This is a genomic window from Microbacterium sp. AK009 (genome assembly GCF_013410955.1).
Taxonomy (GTDB): Bacteria; Actinomycetota; Actinomycetes; order Actinomycetales; family Microbacteriaceae; genus Microbacterium.
Map to the genome: position 1 here is coordinate 722,289 of NZ_JACCCG010000001.1, position 21,889 is coordinate 744,177.

Here is a 21,889-nt window from a genome sequence, read left to right on the forward strand (position 1 = left end):
CACATGACGCATCACGACGACGTCACGACCGCCATCGACACCGACATCGACACCGCGACGGGAATCGGCGGCGAGACCGAGGTCGACCAGGCCGTCACGGTCACCGACGAGCCCGAACAGCAGGGCGGCTCCTGCCCCGTCGTGCACACCGCCCTGCCGCACCCCACCGCGGGGTCGGCGAACCGGGTGTGGTGGCCGAACCAGCTGAACGTGCGGATCCTCGCGAAGAACCCCACCGAGCGCGACCCGCTGGGGGCCGACTTCGACTACCGCGCCGCGTTCGAGGCCCTCGACCTGGCCGCCGTCAAGCGTGACATCGCCGAGCTGCTCACCACCTCGCAGGACTGGTGGCCCGCCGACTTCGGACACTACGGTCCGCTGATGATCCGCATGGCCTGGCACAGCGCCGGCACCTACCGGGTCACCGACGGACGCGGTGGCGGCGGCGCCGGTCAGCAGCGCTTCGCGCCGCTGAACAGCTGGCCCGACAACGTCAACCTCGACAAGGCTCGTCGCCTCCTCTGGCCGGTGAAGAAGAAGTACGGCCAGAGCATCTCGTGGGCCGACCTCATGATCCTCGCCGGCAACGTCGCGCTCGAGGACATGGGTTTCCCGACCTTCGGCTTCGCCGGCGGCCGTGCCGACGTGTGGGAGCCCGACGACGACGTGTACTGGGGCGCCGAGACCGAATGGATGGGCAGCGACAAGCGCTTCTCGGGTGAGGGGCGCGAGCTCGACAAGCCGCTCGGCGCGACCCACATGGGCCTCATCTACGTCAACCCCGAGGGCCCGGAGGGAAACCCCGACCCGATCGCGGCGGCCCGCGACATCCGTCAGACCTTCGCCCGCATGGCGATGAACGACGAGGAGACCGTCGCGCTGATCGCCGGCGGCCACACCTTCGGCAAGACCCACGGTGCCGCGCCGGACTCGGCGCTCGCCGACAACCCCGAGGCCGCGCCCCTGGAGGAACAGGGCCTCGGATGGCGCAGCTCCCACGCCAGCGGCAAGGGCGATGACACCATCACCTCGGGCCTGGAGGTCACCTGGACCTACCACCCGACGCGCTGGGACAACGAGTTCTTCCACATCCTCTTCGCCTACGAGTGGGAGCTGATGAAGAGCCCGGCCTGCGCCCACCAGTGGCGTCCGAAAAACGGTGCCGGCGCCGACATGGTGCCGCTCGCCCACGACGCATCGAAGCGGCGCGAACCGCGCATGCTCACCACCGACCTGGCGCTGCGCATGGACCCCGAGTACGAGAAGATCTCGCGCCGGTTCCTCGAGAGCCCCGAGGCCTTCGCCGACGCGTTCGCCCGTGCCTGGTTCAAGCTCACCCACCGCGACATGGGCCCGCGTGACCGGTACCTGGGCGCCGAGGTTCCGGATGAGGTGCTGCTGTGGCAGGACCCCGTCCCCGCGGTCGACCACGAGCTCATCGATGCCGCCGACGCGGCGGCGCTGAAGGCCGACATCCTCGCTTCGGGCCTGACGGTCTCGCAGCTCGTCGGCACCACGTGGGCGGCGGCATCGACCTTCCGCGGCAGCGACAAGCGCGGCGGCGTCAACGGCGCGCGCATCCGCCTCGCCCCGCAGAAGGACTGGGCGGTGAACAACCCCGCGCAGCTCGCGGAGGTGCTCCCCGTCCTCGAGGGCATCCAGCAGCGCTTCAACGAGGCGCAGACCGGCGGCACGCGCGTCTCGCTCGCCGACGTCCTGGTGCTCGCCGGCAACGCGGGTGTGGAGAAGGCCGCGGCCGATGCCGGGGTCGCCGTCGAGGTGCCCTTCCGTCCCGGGCGCACCGACGCCACCCAGGAGATGACCGACGCCGACTCGTTCGCCTGGCTCGAGCCCGTCGCCGACGGCTTCCGCAACTATTACGGACCCGACGCGACGCTCCCGGCCGAGTACCACCTGCTCGACCGCGCCAACCTCCTCACCCTCACCGCGCCGGAGATGACGGTGCTCGTCGGGGGCCTGCGGGTGCTCGGCGCGAACTGGGACGGCTCGGACCACGGCGTCTTCACCGACCGGCCGGGTGCCCTCACGAACGACTTCTTCGTGAACCTGCTCGACCTCGGGGTCACCTGGAAGCCGCTGGACCCCGGCTCGCACGCGTTCCAGGGACGCCGAGACGGCAGCGGCGAGTCGGTCGGCATCGGCACCCGCGTCGACCTCGTGTTCGGCTCGAACTCCGAGCTGCGCGCGCTCGCCGAGGTTCACGCCAGCGACGACGCCACCGAGAAGTTCGTGCGCGACTTCGTCGCCGCCTGGACCAAGGTCACCGAGCTCGACCGCTTCGACCTCGTCTGACGGTCGCCACGCGGCATCCATAGGAACCGGGCCCGCTCTCCTCACGGAGGGCGGGCCCGTCCTCGTGGCGGAGCGGGGAGAGCGGATGACGCGGGACGGCGTCAGCGCGTCCGCGCCTCCTTCTGCGCCGGCGGCGCAGGAGTCTTCTCGAACAGCGCCCGGTGCAGGAGGCCGGCGAGAAGGCCGCCGACGATCGGGAACACGATGAAGACCCACAGCTGCAGGAAGGGCTCCGCTCCGCCGTAGACGGCGGTCGCGATCGAGCGCGCGGGGTTGACGGAGGTGTTGTCGATCGGGATCGTCGCGAGGTGGACGAGGGTGAGCGTCAGTCCGATGGCGAGCCCGGCGAACCCCGCGGTGCCGCGCTGCGGGTGGGTGACGCCGAGGATCACGATGACGAAGATCGCGGTGAACAGCACCTCGGCGATGATCGCAGCTCCCAGGCCGAAACCGCCGGGGGAGAGCTCGCCGAAGCCGTTGCTGGCGAACCCGCCGTCCTGGGCCTGGGCGAGCCAGTCGCCGGGGCCGAACAATCCGATGAGGACGATGAGGGTCGTGCCGACGAGCCCGCCGACGACCTGCGCGATGAGGTATGGGGGCACGTCACGCCAGGCGAAGCGCCCGGCGGCGGCGAGCCCCAGGGTGACGGCGGGGTTGAAATGGCCGCCCGAGATCGGGCCGAAGGCGTAGATGCCGGCGATGAGCGCCAGGCCGAACGCCAGCGAGACGCCGACGAACCCGATGCCGAGCGAGGCGCCGTTCTCACTCGCGCCGAGATCGGCGGCGAAGAGTGCCGCGGAGATCGCGCTGAAGACGAGGAGGAAGGTCCCCAGCGCTTCGGCCACCAGCTTGGCGCTCGTCGAGGGCACGGCATCGAGCGCAGCGGGGTCGAGCCCGGGCGAAGGTGATGCGTCCGGCATGTCGGATTCCTTTCGTCGCGCCGAGCGTAGCGTCGCCCGGGGCCGTGTGTGACCCGCACACGCGGCTCATGCGCGGGCTCACGCTGCGCCGAGGGTTGCCGCGTCAGCGGCCGGTCACAGCCGACCCGCGGCTTTCAGGGCGAGGTAGCGATCGGCGACGGCAGGCGGCAGATCATCGGGTGAGGCGGCGATCGACTCGGCACCGGCGCGACGGACCGCGGCTGCGACCCGTTCGGCATCCCGCGCCGCCCGCGCGTACGCCGCCTGCCGGTAGAGCTCGTCGGCGTCGGGTCGGGGGTCGGCGGGCGCGGGGTCGTCGGTGACCGAGGCCACCACGACGCGGGTGCGAGCGGTCAGCGCCGGGAGCGACCCGAGGAATCCGCGAGCGGCCTCGGGGGCGTCCTGTGCGGTCAGCAGCACCACCAGCGAGGGGCGTGAGGTGAGGCGGCGCACCTGCGCGATCGCGGCGTCCCAGTCGGTGTCGATCAGCTGCGGGTCGACCGGGGCCATCGCATCGACGAGGGCGGGAAGGAGCCCGGGGCCGTCGACCCCGGTCACCCGGGCCCGCACGAGCCGATCGAACATCACCAGGTGCACGTGGTCGCCCGCCCGCGACGCGAGGGCTGACAGCAGGAGCGCGGCCTCCATCGCCGCATCCATCCGCACCCCGTCGCCCACGCGCGCCGCCGCGGTGCGCCCGGTGTCGATGATGATGACCACGTGCCGGTCGCGCTCGGGCCGCCAGGTGCGGAGCATGGTCGTCCCGGCGCGGGCGGTCGCCCGCCAGTCGATGGAGCGCACGTCGTCGCCGCGGACGTACTCGCGCAGGCTGTCGAACTCGGTGCCCTGCCCGCGCACCTGGACGCTGGTGTTGCCGTCGAGTTCGCGCAGTCGGGCGAGGCGGGAGGGGAGGTGACGCCGAGAGGTGAAGGGCGGAAGGACCCGCAGGGCGCCCGGAGCGTCGAGGCGCCGCTGCCGGCCGGCGAGTCCGAGGGGACCGGCGCTGCGCACCACGAGGAAGCCGGTGCGCAGTTCGCCGCGCCGGCGGGGGAGGAGCGGCACCCGCACCCGGCGGGATTCGCCGGGCGGGATCTCGACGGCGAGGCGCTCGAGCGGGGCCCCGGCCGTCGGCTGCCAGGCGTCGCGCACCCGCCCCCGGAGCGTCCGTGCACCGCCGTTGCGGAGGGTCACGCCGGTGTCGACCGGCTGTCCGAGGAGGCTCCGCCGGGGGATGTCGCGAACGACGTCGAGCCGGCGCGGATCGGGCGCCGCCGCAGCATCCGCCGACGCCAGCGTGAACGAGAGCAGAGCCCACCCCACCATCGCCAGCCACGCGTCGACACCGGCGATCGAGAGCAGCACGACCGGCACCACGCCGAGACCGACGAAGAGGGGGAGGCGCCCGGTGACGTACACGCTCAGACCGGCACGCGCGTCTGCTGCACCACCGCGGTGAGTACGGCGTCGACCGACACGCCCTCGAGCTCGGCGTCGGGGCGCAGCCGGATCCGGTGCCGCCAGGTGGGCACGAGCAGGGTCTGCACGTGGTCGGGGGTGATCGCGGGGTAGCCGCCGAGCCAGGCCCAGGCCTTGGCCGCCGCGAGGAGCGCGGTGGTCGCGCGGGGACTGACGCCCAGCTGCACCGACGGGCTCTGGCGGGTCGCCTGGGCGAGGTCGACGACGTAGCCGAGCACGTCGTCGGTCACCGTGACCCGCGCCGCGGCGTGCTGGGCTTCGACGATCTCCTGCGGGTCGATGACCCGCGCGAGCCCTGCGGCGCCGAGGTCGCGCGGGTCGAACCCTTCCGCGTGACGCCGGAGCACCGCCAGCTCCGCGTCGCGCGGCGGGAGGTCGACGATGAGCTTCAGGAGGAACCGGTCGAGCTGGGCCTCGGGGAGGGTGTAGGTTCCCTCCTGCTCGATGGGGTTCTGGGTCGCCGCGACGAGGAACGGGGACGGCAGCGGCCGGGTGACGCCGTCGGAGGAGACCTGTCGCTCCTCCATCGCCTCCAGCAGCGCTGCCTGGGTCTTCGGCGGGGTGCGGTTGATCTCGTCGGCGAGCACGATGTTGCTGAACACCGGGCCCGGTCGGAACTCGAACTCGCCGGTGCGCGCGTCGTACACCAGCGATCCCGACACGTCGCCGGGCATCAGATCGGGGGTGAACTGGATGCGCTTGGTGTCCAGGCCCAGGGCGGTGCTGAACGCGCGCACCAGCAGGGTCTTCGCGACCCCGGGCACGCCCTCCAGCAGCACATGACCCCGCGCGAGAAGGGCGATGAGGAGGCCGGTCACCGTGCCGTCCTGGCCGATGACGGCCTTTCCGACCTCGGTGCGCACCCGGTGCATCGCGTCGCGGAGCGCCGCGTCGTCGATCGTGGCTGCAGCGGCGGGGGCGGGGGTGGACGCGGGGGCGCCCTCGGGAGCGGGGGCGGACGGCTGATCGGTCATGGGCGGTTCCTTTCGGGACGGACGGCGTCGCGGAGCGCTGCTTCCAGGTCGCGCAGGCGCGAGGCGATGACGGTGAGCTGGGCGTCGTCGGTCGGGACATCGTCGAGGAGGATGCCGCGGACGACCCGTCGATCGGCGGAAAGGCGGTCGGCTGCGGCATCGGCGATCTCATCGGCCGCGGCGTTCGGGCCGAGGCCGAGAAGGCGCGCGATGCGCCGAAGGGCGGCGATGCGGAGATCGTCGGCGGCGTGGCCGGCGTCGCGTGTCTGCGCGTAAAGGCGGGCGCGGCCCTCGGCGGTCTCGGCGGCGCGCACGGTGACCGGCAGGCGCTCGCGCACCAGCGGGCCGAACCGCCGGCCGCGCCAGACCGCGGCGGCCACGGCGGCGAGTAGGAGGAGGACGATCGCGGGACTCACCCACGGCGGAGTGGACTCGCCGAGCGAGGGGTCGGTGTTCTCCAGATCGGTGTCACCGACCATCGGGTCGTACCAGACCACGAGCGGATGCCGCGCGAGCAGGTTCACACCGAGGGCGACGTTGCCGTCCTCGGCCAGCACCTCATTGACGAGCAGTGCGGTGCCGTCGAGGGCGGCGACGCGCCGACCGTCGAGCTCGGCGACGACGAGGCCCGCCGCGCCGTCGGGCGTGAGGTAGCAGCCGTCGGCGCCGTCCCCGGTGTCGAAGACCGCGCCGGGACTCACCGGCCCCGACCGCTCGGCCTCCGGGAGGCCGCACTGCGGGTCGAGCAGTGTGTCGGCGCGCCCGCCGATGCCCGTTCCGGGAAGGAAGAGGCGCAGGGTCCGCGACCGCGGCTCGATGAGGACGAGGTCGTCGGCCGGTGCGGCGAGGGCAGTGAGGCCCTCGTCCGAAAGCGCGGGAGCGTCGGGGAGCACGAGCGTCGCGCCGCCCGAGGCGCCGTCGAGGGCGCGGGTCGCATCCGCACGGCTGCGAGCGACCTCGACCTCCACCCCCTGGTCGCGCAGCACCTCGACGAGGGCCCGTGTTCCGGTGGGGCCGGCGGACTCGGGGTCGAGCGCGTCCCGTTGGGCCCAGTCGCCGAGCCCCGACAGTGCGGCGCCGACACTGCCGACGACGAGGAGGGCGACGGCCAGCGCGATCCACCCGGCGACCCGCCGTCGCCGCGATGCGGCGGGACCGGCGGCGCGCGCGCCGAGCTCGGTGAGGGGCGAAGAGGCGCTCATGCGTCCATCCCGACCCGGACCGGGGCGGCCGGGCGAGCGGCGATGAGCTGCTCGTCGAGGCGGCGGAGCCGGGCGTAGTCGTCGCGAGAGCCCGGCCGGCGCAGGTAGCGGACATCGTCGAATGCCGAGGCACCGGCCTCGAGTTCGGCAGCGGCGCTCGGAAAGACACGTCCCGCCGACCGCGCGAACGCGTGCACCGTGGCGCCTGGCGGCGTGGTCACGACCCCGCGCTCGGCGAGGCCGCGCGCGAGCGCGCGGAAGCGCAGGATGAGGGCTTCGTCCCACTGGGCGGCGTCGGCGGCGGATGCCGCGGCGCGACGCAGATCGTCGGCGGTGCGTTCCTCGGAGTCGCCGAACAGGGTCGCGACCGGGGCCGCCGCCCGACGCCTCGCGCGAGGAAGACCCCACACGAGGACGGCGACGATGATCAGAGCCGCCACGGCGATCGCCGCGATCAGGGCGACGGCCGACCCCAGCCCACCGGAGACGTCGGTGGCGAAGAGGCCGCCGAGGAACTCGCCGATGGCGCGGGCGATCCGATCGAAGGCCGTCGGCTCCGCCTCGGCGTAGACCGGATTCGACAGCTCCCGCTCCGCCCACTCCCGCGCCTCGTCGCCGTCAGGGGTGACGGGTGTCGCGACGAGCATCCGCGCGACGTCGGAGGTCACGGCGCGTCGCGATCGGCGGTGTCGCCGCCGGGCTTGTCGCCGGGTGCCGCCCAGGTCGTCGGCGTGTCGCCGGCGGGGGGCGCCGGCTGACCAGGGGGCGCGGCCGGCGGTGCGGCGTACCCGGGCGGCGGGCCGTACCCCTGCGGTGCGGGGGAGCCCTGCGGCGCGGGGTACCCCGGGGGCGGGCCGTACCCCTGCGGCGCCGGATACCCGGGCGGCGGGCCGTACCCCTGCGGAGCCGGGTACGGGGGATAGGCCTGCGGGGTCGGTCGGGGCGCGATGGCACGGCCGACGTGCAGGCGGTAGGGGTCGGGAAGGTCGGTCCGCCCGGCGTCGCGCTGCTCGACGTAGCTCTGGAGATCGAGGTCGAGGCCCTCTCGACGCATGCGGCAGTCGATGTAGACCAGCGCCGACGCGGTGGACTGCACCACGACGGCCACAGCCTGGATGAGCAGGGTCACGACCTGAGTGAGGACGAGCCCGAAGATGAGAGCCACGATCGCGCCCGGCTCGGGGTCGCCGGTGGGGGAGATGATCGTCGAGACGCCGCTCGTGAGGAGGCTGAACGGCACGCTCACCACCTGCGCCAGCACCGAGAAGGTGAGGGAGACCAGCACGAGCACGCCGAGGCCCACCCAGAACCGGCCGCGGATGAGGGTCCACGACCGCACCACGGCCCCGCGGATGGTGGCGTGCTCGAGGATGATCGCAGCCGGCGCGAGCATCAGCTTCGTCGACAGCCAGAGCACCAGCGGGATCGCGCCGAGCACCGCCAGCACGCTCAGGACGATGGCGACCGGGAGCACCGCGAACCCGACGGCGACGAGGACGAGCACGACGAGGGTCACCGCGACGACACCGGCCGCCGCGAGCAGGAACGCGTAGCCGATCAGTCGCCAGACCACGGGCTTCAGCTGGACCCAGATCGCGCCCAGGGTCGGCTTCTCGGCGACGGCTCCCCGAGCGACCTCCGTGACCACCACGCCCTGGACGATGACGCCGACGGCGCCCGCGAGAAGTCCCAGCACGATCCCGGCGACCACCACGAGGGCGATGGACCCGGCGAGCACCGTGTCGAACTCCTCCGACCCCGGCCGCAGGGTGTCCAGGCGCGAGAACGCGCCGATGGCGATGGCGCCGATGGCGACGATCACCACGATGTAGGTCACCGCCTGGATGCCCAGGGCGAATCCGAGCAGCACCTTCGGGTTGTGCCGCAGTGCCGTGAACGACCTGCCGAGGATCGTTCCGAAGGTGAGCGGGTGCAGTGGGATGATGCCGGGCCGGGATGCCGGCGTCCACGCCGGATACGACGTCACGGGGCGGTCCTCCTCGCGTGTGCGGCCATGCGGTCGCGGTCGCGCCGCACCGATCCCATCGTGTCATACCGGCGCGCGGCCGCCTCCGGACTTGCTGGTGATGCTCGGTGCGTCTCCAGGGAGCGTCGACTAGTGTGGCTCACAGCGTTCGACACCCGTGGCGTCGCACCGAGCCCGACCGGACCGAAGGATGAAAGACCCGATGACATCACGGATCCTGGTTGTCGACGACGACACCGCTCTGGCAGAGATGATCGGGATCGTGCTGCGCACGGAGGGCTTCGAGACCGCGTTCTGCGCCGACGGTGCGCGCGCGGTCGACGCGTGGCGCGACGAGCGGCCCGACCTCGTGCTGCTGGACCTGATGCTCCCCGGCATGGACGGCATCGAGGTGTGCACGCGCATCCGGGCCGAATCCGGCATCCCGATCATCATGCTCACCGCCCGCACCGATACGGCCGACGTCGTACGAGGGCTGGAATCGGGTGCCGACGACTACATCGTCAAGCCCTTCAACCCCAAGGAGCTGGTCGCCCGCATCCGGACCCGGCTGAGGCCCGCCTCCCAGACGACGCCCGATGTGCTGCGCATCGGCGACCTCACCGTCGACGTCTCGGCGCACGAGGTGAGGCGCGGCGAAGAGCCCATCGCGCTGACGCCCCTGGAGTTCGAGCTGCTCGTGGCCCTCGCGTCCAAGCCTCAGCAGGTGTTCTCGCGCGAGATGCTGCTCGAGCAGGTGTGGGGTTATCACTACAAGGCCGACACGCGCCTGGTCAACGTCCACGTGCAGCGCCTGCGCGCCAAGGTCGAGAGCGACCCCGACAACCCGCGGATCGTGACCACCGTGCGCGGGGTCGGCTATCGCGCGGGCGCCGTTGCGTGACGGTCTGACATGAGGGCCCCATGACCACCGGCTCGGGTCCGCGTACGGCGACGAGCGCCGCGCCGACGATCGGGACGAACACCGGTTCCACCGCGATCGGCCGACGCATGGCGCAGTGGCGGGACTGGCGCTCGTGGCCCGATCGCCTCACGAACCTCTGGCGACGCTCCCTGAGATTCCGCACCGTCCTCATCACCCTCGCCCTCACGGCGCTGACGATCCTCATCGCCTGCGTGTGGATGGCCCTCGCGATCCAGCACGACCTCTTCACCGCCGGACGCGACCAGGCGACCGGTGGGGCACTGCGGGCGACCCAGTCCGCTCAGGAGCGACTGGACTCCGCTGAGCCCGGGAACGACCCCGTGCAGCTGCAGCTGCTGATGACAACCCTGAGCACCGACCTCGCCGAGCAGTCGGGCAGCGACCGGATCGCGATCTTCCGCATCGACCGGGCGTCCCGTATCGCCCCGCAGGACCTGGTGACGCAGGGCCTTCCCGAGGACGTGCTCAGCGAGGGTCTGCGCCAGAAGGTCCGGGCCGACGGCGACGTGCAGCAGTGGTGGCAGTCGGTGGCGCTCGAGTCCGAGAACGGCGGCACCGTTCCCGGCATCGTGGTGGGCCAGCAGCTGTCGTTCCCCGTCGTCGGCGCGTACGAGGTCTACATCGCCTACGACCTCGCCGGCGAGTCGCAGATCCTCAGCTTCATCCAGGGGACGCTCTGGGCGGTCGGCGTCGGCCTGGTCGTCCTCATCGGGCTCATCGCGTGGTTCGTCCTCCGCTCGGTCACCACGCCCATCGGGGAGGCGGCCGACACCAGCGCGAAGCTCGCCCGCGGAGAGCTGAACGTGCGGCTCCCGGTGCGGGGACAGGACGAGCTCGCAACCCTCGGCCAGTCCTTCAATGCGATGGCCGACAGCATCGAGTCGCAGATCAAGGAGCTCGCCGAGCTGTCCCTCGTGCAGCAGCGCTTCGTCTCCGATGTCTCCCACGAGCTGCGGACCCCGCTCACCACCATCCGGCTCGCCGCCGACATGATCAACGATCAGCGCGACTCGTTCGACCCCGCCACGGCTCGTGCCGCCGAGCTGCTGAACGCGCAGGTGCAGCGCTTCGAGACCCTCCTCACCGACCTGCTGGAGATCAGTCGCTACGACGCCGGGTCGATCCAGCTGGAGCTCGAGCCCACCAGTCTCGCGCACCTCGCGGGCGACGTCATCGAGTCGATGAGTCATCTCGCCGAGCAGCACGGATCGGATGTCCGCCTGGTGGCTCCCGGGGGATACTCCCCGGTCGACATGGATCCCCGGCGGGTGCGGCGGATCGTCCGCAACCTCCTCGGCAACGCCATCGAACACGGCGAGGGGCGCCCGATCGTCGTCACCGTCGACAGCGACCATCAGGCGGTGGCCCTCGGGGTCCGCGACTTCGGGCTCGGGATGCGACCGGAAGAGGTCGAGCACGTGTTCGACCGGTTCTGGCGTGCCGACCCGTCCCGTAAGCGCACGATCGGCGGCACCGGTCTCGGCCTGTCGATCTCGCTCGGCGATGCGCGTCTGCACGGCGGCGAGCTGGCGGTCTGGTCGGAGCTCGGCCGGGGGTCGCACTTCGTCCTGACCCTGCCGCGCCTGGCGCAGGGTCTCCAGGGCGCTTCGCCCATCGCCGTCGTCCCCGGGGAGGACAACACCGCGCCGCTGGATGCCCTCGGGCTCACCCAGCCGATCCAGGTGCTGTCCGAGAGCGCCGCCGGCGCGGCATCCTCCGGTGACGGACGTCCGTCGCAGGGAGCGTCGTGACCGGCGCGGGGCAGGCCGTCCGTGCGATGCGCGCGCTCGCCGTCGCCGTCATCGCCGTCCTGGCGCTCACCGCGTGCGCGGGGCTGCCCCTCACCGGAACGGTGCAGGGCGGGCGATCGGTGGGGGAGCAGCTCCCCGGGCCCGACTTCCTGCGTCTGCCCGACCGGCCGCAGCCGGGTGCGACACCGGAAGAGATCGTCGACGGATTCCTCCGCGCCGGGGCGGGCCCGGTGAGCGACTGGGCGCGGGCGCGCGAGTTCCTCACTCCTGCGCTGCGGGACACGTGGGATCCGACGGCCGGAGTCATCATCGAGCCGACCGGCACGACCCGCACCCCCGTGGCCGTCGGTGAGAACGCCGTCGAGGTGGCGGTCGCCCCGACGGCGACGGTGGACGCGACCGGGGTCTACGAGCCGGCGACCGGCGGCACCCTGCCGCTGCGGTTCGAGCTGCTCCAGCAGGAGGACGGCGAGTGGCGGATCAGCCAGGCGCCCGACGGCATCGTGCTCGACCGCGATTCATTCGTCACCGCCTTCAACCGGTACACGCTCGCTTTCTTCGACCCGACCTGGGAGTACCTCGTCCCCGACGAGCGGTGGTTCCCGACGACGAACGCTCCCACGCGCATCGCCGCCGCCCTCGTCGACGGCTCGCCGGTGGAGTGGCTGGCAGGCTCGGTGGTGTCGGCCTTCCCCGACAGCGTGGCGCTCAGTCCGACCGCCGTCCCCGTATCGCTCGGCGAGGCGCAGGTGAGCCTGAACGAGGCGGCGCTGACGGTGGAACAACGCACGCTCGACCGGATGCAGACCCAGCTCGATGAGAGCCTGGCATCCGCCGGGGTCACCCGCGTGCAGATGCGGGTGGGATCCGCCGACGTCGACGCGGGAACGGTCGCCGTCCGGTCCACCCGTGTCGCGGCCCAGCCGCTCGTGGCCACCGCCGACGGCTTCGGCTTCCTCACGGGCGACGAGCTCGACCCGGTGCCGGGGCTTTCCGATGCGCTGGCGCAGGCCGCGGCCGTCGACGCGCTGCAGCTGTCGCCCGACCGCGTGTTCGCGGCCGCGCGCTTCGCCGGAGACGGGTCGACAGGTCGGGTCGACGCCGACGGCGACGTGCAGGTCTTCGATCAGCGTCCCGGCCTCGTCGCACCCACCATCGATCCGTTCGGCTACGTCTGGACCGTGCCCGAAGCGACCCCGGCGGCGTTGCGCGCGTGGGTGCCGAGCGGACCGGTCGAGATCGCCAACGCCTGGCCGGGCGCGGCCGCCATCTCGGCGATGGCGCTGTCGCGGGACGGGACGCGCCTGGCCGCGGCGGTGACCGTCGGCGGGCGCACGACCCTCAGTGTCGCCGGGGTGATCCGCGATGGCGATGGGGTGCCGAGCGGCCTCGGCGACCCGGTCGTGGTCGGCGACCTCGACGGCCCGGTGTCGTCCGTCGCCTGGCTCGACGATTCCTCCGTGGCCGCCCTCGTCGACACCGGCGCCGGGCCGCGCCTGCGGGAGCAGGTGGTGGGGGGCGAGGGGACGGAGTCGGCGGTGCCCGCCGGGGCCGACACCCTCGCCGGGGGCAACTCCGCCTCGACGCTGCGGGTCCACACCGATCAGGGCGGCCTGTTCATCCGTCGCGGCGCGAACTGGACTCAGACTGCGGAGGGCATCGACGTCCTCGCGACCCAGCAGGGGTCACCGCGCTGACTCCTCCCCAGGCGCGCGCGTCGCGAGGTTGTCCACCGATCACCGGGCGCCGGCCCGGGTCCCCGCGCCGACGCGCGAGGCTGGCGGAATGTCGATCCTGTCCGTCGTGTCCGAGTCGCTCGCCGACGCGCTCGCCCTCCTTCTCCCTGTCGAGTGCGCCGGGTGCGACACCGAGGATCAGGCGCTCTGCGCGGGATGCCGCGGAGCGCTCGTCCCGCGGCCGACGCGGCGTCTGCTGGACGGCGGGGTCGAGGTGCACAGCGCCCTCGCCTTCGAGGGGGTCGCGGCCCGTGTCATCCGCTGTCTGAAAGAGGACGGCCGCACCGGGCTCGCCACACCGCTCGGCAGCGCGCTGCGCGCCGCCGTCCTCGCCGCAGGCGTGACCGAGGATGCCGTGCTCGTCCCGGTGCCGTCGTCTCGCGCGGCGATGCGTCGCCGCGGCTTCGCGGTGGCGCCGCTCCTGATCCGCCGTGCCGGTTTCCGCGGGGTCACCCTGCTCGCGCCCGCGCGTGCGACCGCCGACCAGCGAGGGCTCGATCGCGATGCCCGGGCCCGCAACGTCGCAGGGAGCCTGAGGGTTCGCATGGGACGCGCCGCGCGTATGCGCGATCGCCCCATCGTGATCGTCGATGACGTCCTCACCACGGGGGCGACCCTCCTCGAGGCCGCGCGGGCGCTCCGGACAGCGGGGCTCGTCGTCACGGGCGCGGCCACGGTCGCCGCGACTCCTCGGCGTTCGTCCGCAACTCACAGGTGATCGGGTGGTCCTCGAACGTGACAGGCGCGTCGCCCCGGCACTACGTTGGGGAACACACGCACACTGCCGTGTATACAGAGGCGACTGGTGGTCCGCCCTTGTCCGGGCGGACCGGATCAAGGAGGTCTGACATGGAGAGCAGCATCGTCGGCGTAGGGGTCGGTATCACCGATCGGTTCCGCTCGGTCGTCGAGGAGAAGGCGCCCCGGATCGAACACCTCGCGCCGCGAGCCCAGCGCCTGGACGTCAAGGTCACGCATCGCACGTACCGCAACGGTCACGTCGAGGACCACACGGTGGAGCTCACCGTCACGGGCAAGGGCCCGATCGTGCGGGCCGAGGCGACCGATGCCGACAAGTTCACCGCCCTCGATCTCGCGGTCGACAAGCTCTGCGAGCAGTTGCGCCGCGCGAAGGACAAGCGGGTCGACGCGCGCAACCACCCGCGCGGGCCGAAGTTCGAAAAGGGCACGGGAGCACTCGAGGGGATCGACGTCGAACCCGCATCCGTCGACGTGCTCCGTGCCGTCGCCACCGGCGAGGTGCCGATCGTGACCGGCGAGGCCGAGGAGGAGGACTACACCCCCGTCGTCATCCGCACGAAGGAGTTCGAGGCGGAATGGATGACCGTCGAGGATGCCGTGGACCGCATGGAACTGGTCGGACACGACTTCTTCCTCTTCATCGATGTCCGCACCGATCACCCGAGCGTGGTCTACCGCCGCAAGGGCTGGGACTACGGCGTGATCTCGCTGACCACGCAGGCGCAGCCGGCGCAGCTGGTCTCCTGACCCCTGACGAAGAAACGGATGCCCCGGGCGAAGGTCAGCCCGGGGCATCCGCTCTTTCCGCGCCGCGCTCGTGCGGCGCCGCGGGTCATCTGGAGCCGGGTCGGTCCGGACACCGGCTGTCGCCGCCTTTCGCTCCCTGCCTCGACTCCCGGGCGCCGCGCGCCACTCGCTCGCCACCTCGCGTCTCGCGCGCCGCCGCCTTCCGGTCGCCACCTCGACTCCCGGCGCCGCCGCCTTCCGTTCGCCACCTCGACTCCCGGCGCCGCCGCCTTCCGGTCGCCACCTCGACTCCCGGCGCCGCCGCCTTCCGTTCGCTGCCCCGCCTCCCGGCGCCGCCGCCTTCCGCTCGCTGCCTCGCTTCCCGGGGATGTCGCAGAAGAGGCGCGCGTCGAGGGCCTCAGCGTCACCTTCTGGGACGCACTCCTCAGCGTGTCTCAGGAGAGGCGCAACGGGGGTGTCGTGGCGACATCAACTGAGACACCGAGATCCGCGCGGAGGCGGGGCGGCGGAGGGCGGGGCGACCGAGCGCGGCGCGGGCGGGGCGGGCGCGGGGGCGCGGCGGAGGGCGGGGCGACGGAGCGCGGCGCGGGCGCGGGGGCGCGTGCGCGGCGCGGGCGGCGCGGGCGCGCGGGCGCGGCGGAGGTCGTCGAGGGCGGAGCGGCCGGGGCGGCGGAGTGGGCGAGGCGAGCCCCGCAGTGCCGTCAGTCGATGAACCCGTCGAGAAGGCTTCCGATCACGAGGCCGCCGAGGATCCCGCCCATCAGGCCGCTTCCCCCGCTGTTGCCGCGACCGCCGCCCCAGCCCCCGCCCCACTGGTCTGGACCGTTCTGCGGGCGGGATGCGTCGATGTCGCGCTGGGCGAGCTGGAGGGCTTCGCTGGCGAGGTGCGCAACGCGCCGCGACATCGTCATGGCCTGCTCGCGGTGATCCTCGTCGATGTCGATGGCCGCGGAGGCGGAGGTTCCGAGATAGCGGTCGAGGTCGATGCGGATCCGCTCGGCCTCGGCGATCCGGGTGCGCGCGTCCGCGCCGATCCACCCGCGGTGGCCGGCGATGACATCGCGCGCGACGGCGAGCTGCCGGTCGGCGTCGTCGATCGAGTGCCGCACGTGCGCGATGTCGGGGATCGGCCGCGCTGCGCGCTCGCGCGCCTTGGCGACCGCCTCGTCGAGGGCGATGTTCGCCGCACGCAGGCGCGTCAGCTGCGCGAACGGATCGGTGTTGACGCCGGCGGCGGGAAGGGCGGCGAGGGCCGCCTGCAGCTCGCCCATCGCCTCGGCCACGCCCGCGGTCTGCGGTGCGGTGCGCGCCGCGATGAGGTCGCCGCGGGAGTCCTCCACGACCGCGGCGAGGGTCGACTCGGCCCGCAGCGCCTCGACCTCGAACGTCTCGACGGCGTCGATGAGGGTCTCGGCGCGGCGCACCGCCTCGGTGCAGGCCTCGAGGGCGAGATTGGCCTGCTCCCGCTGGCCGGCCTCGCGGCGCCGCTCGGCGATGCCGGCGCTGTGCTCGGCGAACCCGAGGAGCTGCTCGGCCTCTGCCGGGTTGGCCTCGATCTGACGGAGGGCTTCGTCGGAGTAGCGGGCCCCCAGGCGCGTCACGGTCTCGCGGGCATGCGGCAGTCGCCCGCGCAGCCATCCGGCGTCGCGGCGGACACCGGCGATGATCTCCGGCGCCCGGCGTGCACGGGCGATCGGCTCCGCGAGCGCTTCGGTGCGGTCATCCAGCAGCTCTTCGGCCCACTCGCACAGCTGCACGATCCGGGCGTTACGGGTGCGGAGCTCTTCGGGGGTGTCGGGGATCTCGTCGTGATTGAGCTGGTGGAGGTGGAAGGCCTCGCTCATGTGCGTGCGCACCGACTCCAGCGCCTCGCGGAGGTCGGCGGTGGGGCCGCCGCCGAGCTCGGCCTCAGCGAAAGCGAGCTCGTCGGTGGTGACGCGGATGCGCTCGTCGGTGGCGACCAGGGAAGACTGCGCCCGGCGGGCGAGATCGGCGTCCTGCGCCGCGAGTTCTTCGCGTTCCTTCTTGCGACTGCCCCAGAATCCGGCCATGGACCGATCCTACGGTTCCTGATCGGGCGGGCCGCTGGGCAACGGCTGGGGAACCCCATCCGGCAGGGAGGCTTCGCCCAGGGCGTAACCGGTCCCGGCGGTCAGGGCCGCGGCGGACGGCCTCGGCGCGGTCGCTGGATCGCCAGCGCCATGGCGAGCGCATGATCCGGATGCCGGGCGATCACCGCCGCCGCATGATCGAGCCACCGCACCTCTGCCTCGAGCGCCTCGCGCCGGGCGGCGAGGACGAGGGTGCGCGGGAGGGCGCCGACCCGTTCGGCGGCGCCGAGCTCGTCGCGCACCCGCGTCAGCTCCGACTCCGACGACCGACGCTGCCCGGCCAGCACATCGTCGACGTCGACCCCCGGAAGGCTCGCGGCGAGGACGACCTTCGCCGCGACATCCTCTTTTCCCGTACGCGCCCGGGGAGCGGGAGAGGCGAACCACTCCGCCACGGCGGCGGATCCCGCCGGAGTGATGCTCCAGTAGATGTGGCCCTGCGCATCCGGCTCGCCGCGGGCGACGAGGCCGTCGCGCTCGAGCCGCTCGAGGGTGCGGTAGATCTGGCCGACGTTCAGCGGCTGCTCCGCGCCGGTTCGCCGTTCGTGCTCGGCACGCAGCTGGTAGCCGTAGCAGGCACCCTGGTCGAGGATCGCGAGGAGACTCTGCGGTACCGACATCCGTCTCTCGCTTTCGCTGCAGGTGCGGCTCGAGTATATGCATACCCGGCAACGTCTTCGCCGCTGTGGGCCTCGCCCAGCCCACGCCAAGGTCACGGGTGGATAACATGGGGAGGTTCGCCCGACAGTATGGAGATTTCGTGGCCAATCCTCTCGAGAAACTGCTCCGCGCCGGCGAGGGCCGGATCCTGCGGCAGCTGCAGCGGATCGTGAAGGCGGTGAACGCCCTCGAAGAGGACTACGCGCAGCTCACCGACGAGGAGCTGCGCGGCGAGACCGCCGAGCTGCGCGCCCGCCATGAGGCCGGCGAGACCCTCGACCAGCTGCTGCCCGAAGCCTTCGCCGCGGTGCGCGAAGCGGCCAAGCGCACGCTCGGCCAGCGGCATTACGACGTGCAGATCATGGGCGGCGCCGCCCTTCATCTGGGCAACATCGCGGAGATGAAGACCGGTGAGGGGAAGACCCTCGTGGCAACCCTCCCCGCGTACCTCAACGCGATCGCCGGCAAGGGCGTCCACGTCATCACCGTCAACGACTTCCTCGCCAGCTACCAGTCCGAGCTCATGGGCCGCATCTTCCGTGCCCTCGGCATGACGACCGGGACGATCGTCTCGGGCCAGAACCCGCAGGTGCGCCGGGAACAGTACAACGCCGACATCACCTACGGCACGAACAACGAGTTCGGCTTCGACTACCTGCGCGACAACATGGCGTGGCGCAAGGAGGACCTCGTCCAGCGTGGCCACTCCTTCGCCATCGTCGACGAAGTCGACTCGATCCTCATCGACGAGGCGCGCACGCCGCTGATCATCTCGGGGCCGTCCTCCGGCGAGGCGAACCGCTGGTTCACCGAGTTCGCCAAGATCGCACGGACGCTCGAACCCGGCGTCGATTACGAGATCGACGAGAAGAAGCGCACCGTCGGTGTGCTCGAGCCCGGTATCGAGAAGGTCGAGGACTACCTCGGCATCGACAACCTGTACGAGTCGGCGAACACTCCGCTGATCTCGTTCCTGAACAACTCGATCAAGGCGCTCGCCCTGTTCAAGCGCGACACCGACTACGTCGTCATGAACGACGAGGTCATGATCGTCGACGAGCACACCGGCCGCATCCTCGTCGGTCGTCGCTACAACGAGGGCATCCACCAGGCGATCGAAGCCAAGGAGGGCGTGCCGGTCAAGGCCGAGAACCAGACCCTCGCCACGGTGACGCTGCAGAACTACTTCCGCCTGTACGACAAGCTCTCGGGCATGACCGGAACCGCCGAGACCGAGGCGGCCGAGTTCATGTCGACCTACAAGCTCGGGGTCGTCCCCATCCCCACGAACAAGCCGATGGTCCGCAAGGACCAGTCCGACCTCGTCTACAAGAACGAGGAGGCGAAGTTCGCCCAGGTCGTCGAGGACATCGTCGAGCGTCATGCCAAGGGCCAGCCGGTGCTCGTGGGAACCGTCAGCGTCGAGAAGAGCGAGTACCTCTCCCGGCTGCTGGCGAAGAAGGGCGTCAAGCACGAGGTGCTCAACGCCAAGAACCACGCCCGCGAGGCCGAGATCGTCGCTCGTGCCGGGCTCCTGGGCGCCGTCACCGTGGCCACGAACATGGCCGGTCGCGGCACCGACATCATGCTGGGCGGCAACGCCGAATTCCTCGCCGTGCAGGAGATGAAGGCCAAGGGCCTGGACTCGCTCGAGACCCCCGATGAGTACGAAGCCGAGTGGGACGGCGTCTACGAGGCCGTGCGCGACCGCGTCGCCGAAGAGGCGGCGAAGGTCGTCGAGACCGGAGGCCTCTATGTGCTCGGCACCGAGCGTCACGAGTCCCGCCGTATCGACAATCAGCTGCGCGGTCGGTCGGGTCGTCAGGGCGACCCTGGCGAGAGCCGCTTCTACCTGTCGCTCACTGATGACCTCATGCGACTGTTCCAGTCGGGTGCGGCCGAGGCGATCATGGCGCGGACCAACTTCCCCGATGATGTGGCGATCGAGTCGGGCATGGTCTCGCGCGCCATCAAGAGCGCGCAGTCGCAGGTCGAGGCGCGAAACGCCGAGATCCGCAAGAACGTGCTCAAGTACGACGACGTCCTGAACCGGCAGCGCGAGGCGATCTACGCCGACCGCCGTCACATCCTGCAGGGCGATGACATCGCCGATCGGGTGCAGCACTTCATCGAGGACGCCATCAACGCCGTCATCGACGACCACACCTCCTCGGGTCACACCGAGAGCTGGGACTTCGACGCCCTGTGGACGGAGCTCAAGACCCTCTACCCCGTGAGCGTGACGATCGACGAGGTCGTCGCCGAGGCCGGGAACAAGGGCCGCATCACCCCCGAGGTGCTCAAGCGCGAACTGCTCTCCGACGCCAAGATCGCCTACGACAACCGCGAGCAATCCCTCGGGTCGCCGGCGATGCGCGAACTCGAGCGCCGCGTCGTGCTGCAGGTGCTCGACCGCCGCTGGCGCGACCACCTCTACGAGATGGACTACCTCAAGGACGGCATCGGCCTGCGGGCGATGGCCCAGCGCGACCCGCTGATCGAGTATCAGCGCGAGGGCTACCAGATGTTCCAGGCGATGATGGGCCAGATCAAGGAGGAGTCGGTCGGCTACCTCTACAACCTGGATGTCGAGGTGCGGCGTGCCGGCGAAGGCGACCAGCCGGCCGAGGTCGAAGCCAAGGGCCTGGGCGCGGTGCCCGTCGAGGGGGAGCGGCTGCAGTACTCCGCAGCCAACGACGCCGGCGAGGTCGAGGTCCGCAACGACCGTGGGCAGGTGCAGCAGGCCGCGACCAATCGCATCCGTCAGGCCGCCGCCGCAGCGACAGCCGTGGCCGAACCGCCGCAGCCCGAGGCGCCGCGTGGAGCGTTCGGGCAGCGGACCGGCGGCGACGCCGCCGGAGGGGGCTCGAAGCCTGCGCCGCAGAATCGGGCTGAGCGTCGGGCGGCGGGCAAGAAGCGCTGACGCCGGCGGTCCACGGACCGTGGATTGGACGGCTGCGGCGGTCGATGACGGCCCCTCCGCCGCCGCTATCCTGAACCGATGACGCTCCTTCGCCCGCTCGACCAATCGCGCAAGCTCCGCGACGTCCTCTACGAGATCCGCGGTCAGGCACTGGTGGAGGCGCAGCGGCTGGAGGCCGAGGGCCACAACATCCTGAAGCTGAACACGGGCAACCCCGCCGCGTTCGGGTTCGACGCGCCTTACCAGATCGTCCGCGACATGATCGACGCGGTTCCGCACGCGCACGGATACAGCGACAGCCGCGGAATCATGTCCGCGCGCCTCGCGGTGGTGTACCGCTACGAGCAGACGCCGGGGTTCCCGCAGGTCGACCCCGACGACGTCTACCTCGGCAACGGTGTGTCCGAACTCATCACGATGACCATGCAGTCGCTCCTCGACGAGGGCGACGAGGTGCTCATCCCCGCGCCCGACTACCCGCTGTGGACCGCGATGACGAGCCTCGGCGGCGGAACGCCGGTGCACTACCACTGCGACGAGTCATCGGGGTGGCAGCCCGACCTCGAGGACATCCGCGCCAAGATCACCGAGCGCACGAAGGCGATCGTCGTGATCAACCCCAACAACCCCACGGGGGCGGTATACACCCGCGAGGTGCTCGAGGGGATCGCCGACATCGCCCGCGAGCACTCGCTCCTGCTCCTTGCCGACGAGATCTACGATCGCATCCTCTTCGACGACGCCGAGCACATTCCCCTGGCGGTCGTCGCCCCCGATCTGCTCTGTCTCACCTTCAACGGGTTGAGCAAGACCTACCGGGTCGCGGGTTACCGATCAGGTTGGCTCGTCATCACGGGTCCGAAGGACCACGCGTCGGGTTTCCTCGAGGGCATCACCCTGCTCGCCTCGACGAGGCTCTGCCCGAACGTCCCCGCACAGCACGCGGTGCAGGCGGCGCTCTCGGGCGTCCAGTCGATCGATGCGCTGATCGCACCGACCGGACGCCTGCACGAGCAGCGGGATGCGGCGTGGGAGGGGCTGGAGGCGATTCCCGGGGTGACCTGCGTGCGCCCGGCAGGTGCGCTGTACGCCTTTCCGAGGCTCGATCCCGACGTGTACGAGATCCGCGATGACGCCAAGCTCGTCTACGACTTCCTCGTCGCCGAGCACGTCCTCCTCGTGCAGGGCACCGGGTTCAACTGGCCGACGCCCGACCACGTCCGCATCGTCACCCTGCCCGAGGCGCGGGTGTTGAGCGAAGCGATCGAGCGCCTCGGCAACTTCCTGTCGTCGTACCGCCAGTAGGCCAGGCGTCCCGCATGCGGACTCCGGGGGCGCGTGCGGCCGGAGTGCCTTTCCTCGCGGAACCGTCAAGGCCCTCCCGGACCCGGATCGTGCTGCC

At 71.8% G+C, this 21,889-nt stretch carries 16 protein-coding genes; 8 read left to right on the top strand and 8 right to left on the bottom strand.

The window, feature by feature from the left end; translation table 11 throughout:
* Positions 1-3: 3 nt before the first annotated feature.
* Positions 4-2,313, top strand: coding sequence for a catalase/peroxidase HPI (gene katG, locus HDC37_RS03395; protein WP_179558946.1), 2,310 nt, complete (start codon positions 4-6; stop codon positions 2,311-2,313).
* A 101-nt stretch (positions 2,314-2,414) separates the two neighbouring features.
* On the opposite strand, the gene HDC37_RS03400 is transcribed toward katG, so the two are convergent.
* The 6 genes from HDC37_RS03400 to HDC37_RS03425 all read right to left on the bottom strand — a co-directional run bounded on the left by HDC37_RS03400 (position 2,415) and on the right by HDC37_RS03425 (position 8,872).
* Entirely contained in the window at positions 2,415-3,233 is an 819-nt protein-coding gene (locus tag HDC37_RS03400; RefSeq protein WP_179558947.1) for an aquaporin, read from the bottom strand.
* A gap of 114 nt (positions 3,234-3,347) precedes the next feature.
* Entirely contained in the window at positions 3,348-4,649 is a 1,302-nt protein-coding gene (locus HDC37_RS03405) for a DUF58 domain-containing protein (RefSeq protein WP_179558948.1), read from the bottom strand.
* Positions 4,650-4,651: 2 nt separating this feature from the next.
* A complete protein-coding gene (locus tag HDC37_RS03410) occupies positions 4,652-5,683 on the bottom strand; it encodes a MoxR family ATPase (protein WP_179558949.1) in 1,032 nt (343 codons plus the stop codon).
* A complete protein-coding gene (locus HDC37_RS03415) occupies positions 5,680-6,885 on the bottom strand; it encodes a DUF4350 domain-containing protein (protein WP_179558950.1) in 1,206 nt (401 codons plus the stop codon). The genes HDC37_RS03410 and HDC37_RS03415 overlap by 4 nt, the downstream gene beginning before the upstream one ends.
* Positions 6,882-7,553, bottom strand: a complete 672-nt coding sequence (locus HDC37_RS03420; RefSeq protein WP_179558951.1) for a DUF4129 domain-containing protein — start codon at positions 7,551-7,553, stop codon at positions 6,882-6,884. The genes HDC37_RS03415 and HDC37_RS03420 overlap by 4 nt, the downstream gene beginning before the upstream one ends.
* Complete coding sequence (locus tag HDC37_RS03425; protein WP_179558952.1) at positions 7,550-8,872, bottom strand: glycerophosphoryl diester phosphodiesterase membrane domain-containing protein; 1,323 nt, start codon at positions 8,870-8,872, stop codon at positions 7,550-7,552. Before HDC37_RS03425 ends, HDC37_RS03420 begins: the two co-directional genes overlap by 4 nt.
* 202 nt (positions 8,873-9,074) lie before the next feature.
* Between HDC37_RS03425 and mtrA the strand changes: the two genes are divergently transcribed.
* The 5 genes from mtrA to hpf all read left to right on the top strand — a co-directional run bounded on the left by mtrA (position 9,075) and on the right by hpf (position 14,793).
* The gene (gene mtrA, locus HDC37_RS03430) at positions 9,075-9,755 is read left to right on the top strand and encodes an MtrAB system response regulator MtrA (RefSeq protein ID WP_179558953.1); all 681 of its coding nucleotides are present in this window, start codon (positions 9,075-9,077) and stop codon (positions 9,753-9,755) included.
* A 20-nt stretch (positions 9,756-9,775) separates the two neighbouring features.
* Positions 9,776-11,548 carry an MtrAB system histidine kinase MtrB gene (mtrB, locus tag HDC37_RS03435; protein WP_374939126.1) on the top strand — a complete coding sequence of 591 codons (1,773 nt, stop codon included), beginning with the start codon at positions 9,776-9,778 and terminating at the stop codon, positions 11,546-11,548.
* Positions 11,545-13,245 carry an LpqB family beta-propeller domain-containing protein gene (locus HDC37_RS03440; protein WP_308472068.1) on the top strand — a complete coding sequence of 567 codons (1,701 nt, stop codon included), beginning with the start codon at positions 11,545-11,547 and terminating at the stop codon, positions 13,243-13,245. The genes mtrB and HDC37_RS03440 overlap by 4 nt, the downstream gene beginning before the upstream one ends.
* An 88-nt stretch (positions 13,246-13,333) precedes the next feature.
* The gene (locus HDC37_RS03445; protein ID WP_179558954.1) at positions 13,334-14,002 is read left to right on the top strand and encodes a ComF family protein; all 669 of its coding nucleotides are present in this window, start codon (positions 13,334-13,336) and stop codon (positions 14,000-14,002) included.
* 131 nt (positions 14,003-14,133) lie between these two features.
* A complete protein-coding gene (hpf, locus tag HDC37_RS03450; RefSeq protein WP_179558955.1) occupies positions 14,134-14,793 on the top strand; it encodes a ribosome hibernation-promoting factor, HPF/YfiA family in 660 nt (219 codons plus the stop codon).
* A gap of 701 nt (positions 14,794-15,494) precedes the next feature.
* Here hpf and HDC37_RS03455 read toward each other — a convergent pair.
* Positions 15,495-16,844, bottom strand: coding sequence for a hypothetical protein (locus tag HDC37_RS03455; protein ID WP_179558956.1), 1,350 nt, complete (start codon positions 16,842-16,844; stop codon positions 15,495-15,497).
* A 101-nt stretch (positions 16,845-16,945) separates the two neighbouring features.
* Entirely contained in the window at positions 16,946-17,524 is a 579-nt protein-coding gene (locus tag HDC37_RS03460; protein WP_179558957.1) for a PadR family transcriptional regulator, read from the bottom strand.
* Positions 17,525-17,664: 140 nt separating this feature from the next.
* On the opposite strand from HDC37_RS03460, the gene secA reads away from it, so the two are divergent.
* Positions 17,665-20,487 carry a preprotein translocase subunit SecA gene (secA, locus tag HDC37_RS03465; RefSeq protein WP_179558958.1) on the top strand — a complete coding sequence of 941 codons (2,823 nt, stop codon included), beginning with the start codon at positions 17,665-17,667 and terminating at the stop codon, positions 20,485-20,487.
* Positions 20,488-20,565: 78 nt separating this feature from the next.
* Positions 20,566-21,792: a pyridoxal phosphate-dependent aminotransferase gene (locus tag HDC37_RS03470; protein WP_179558959.1), complete on the top strand. Its 1,227-nt coding sequence runs from the start codon at positions 20,566-20,568 to the stop codon at positions 21,790-21,792.
* Positions 21,793-21,889: the final 97 nt, after the last annotated feature.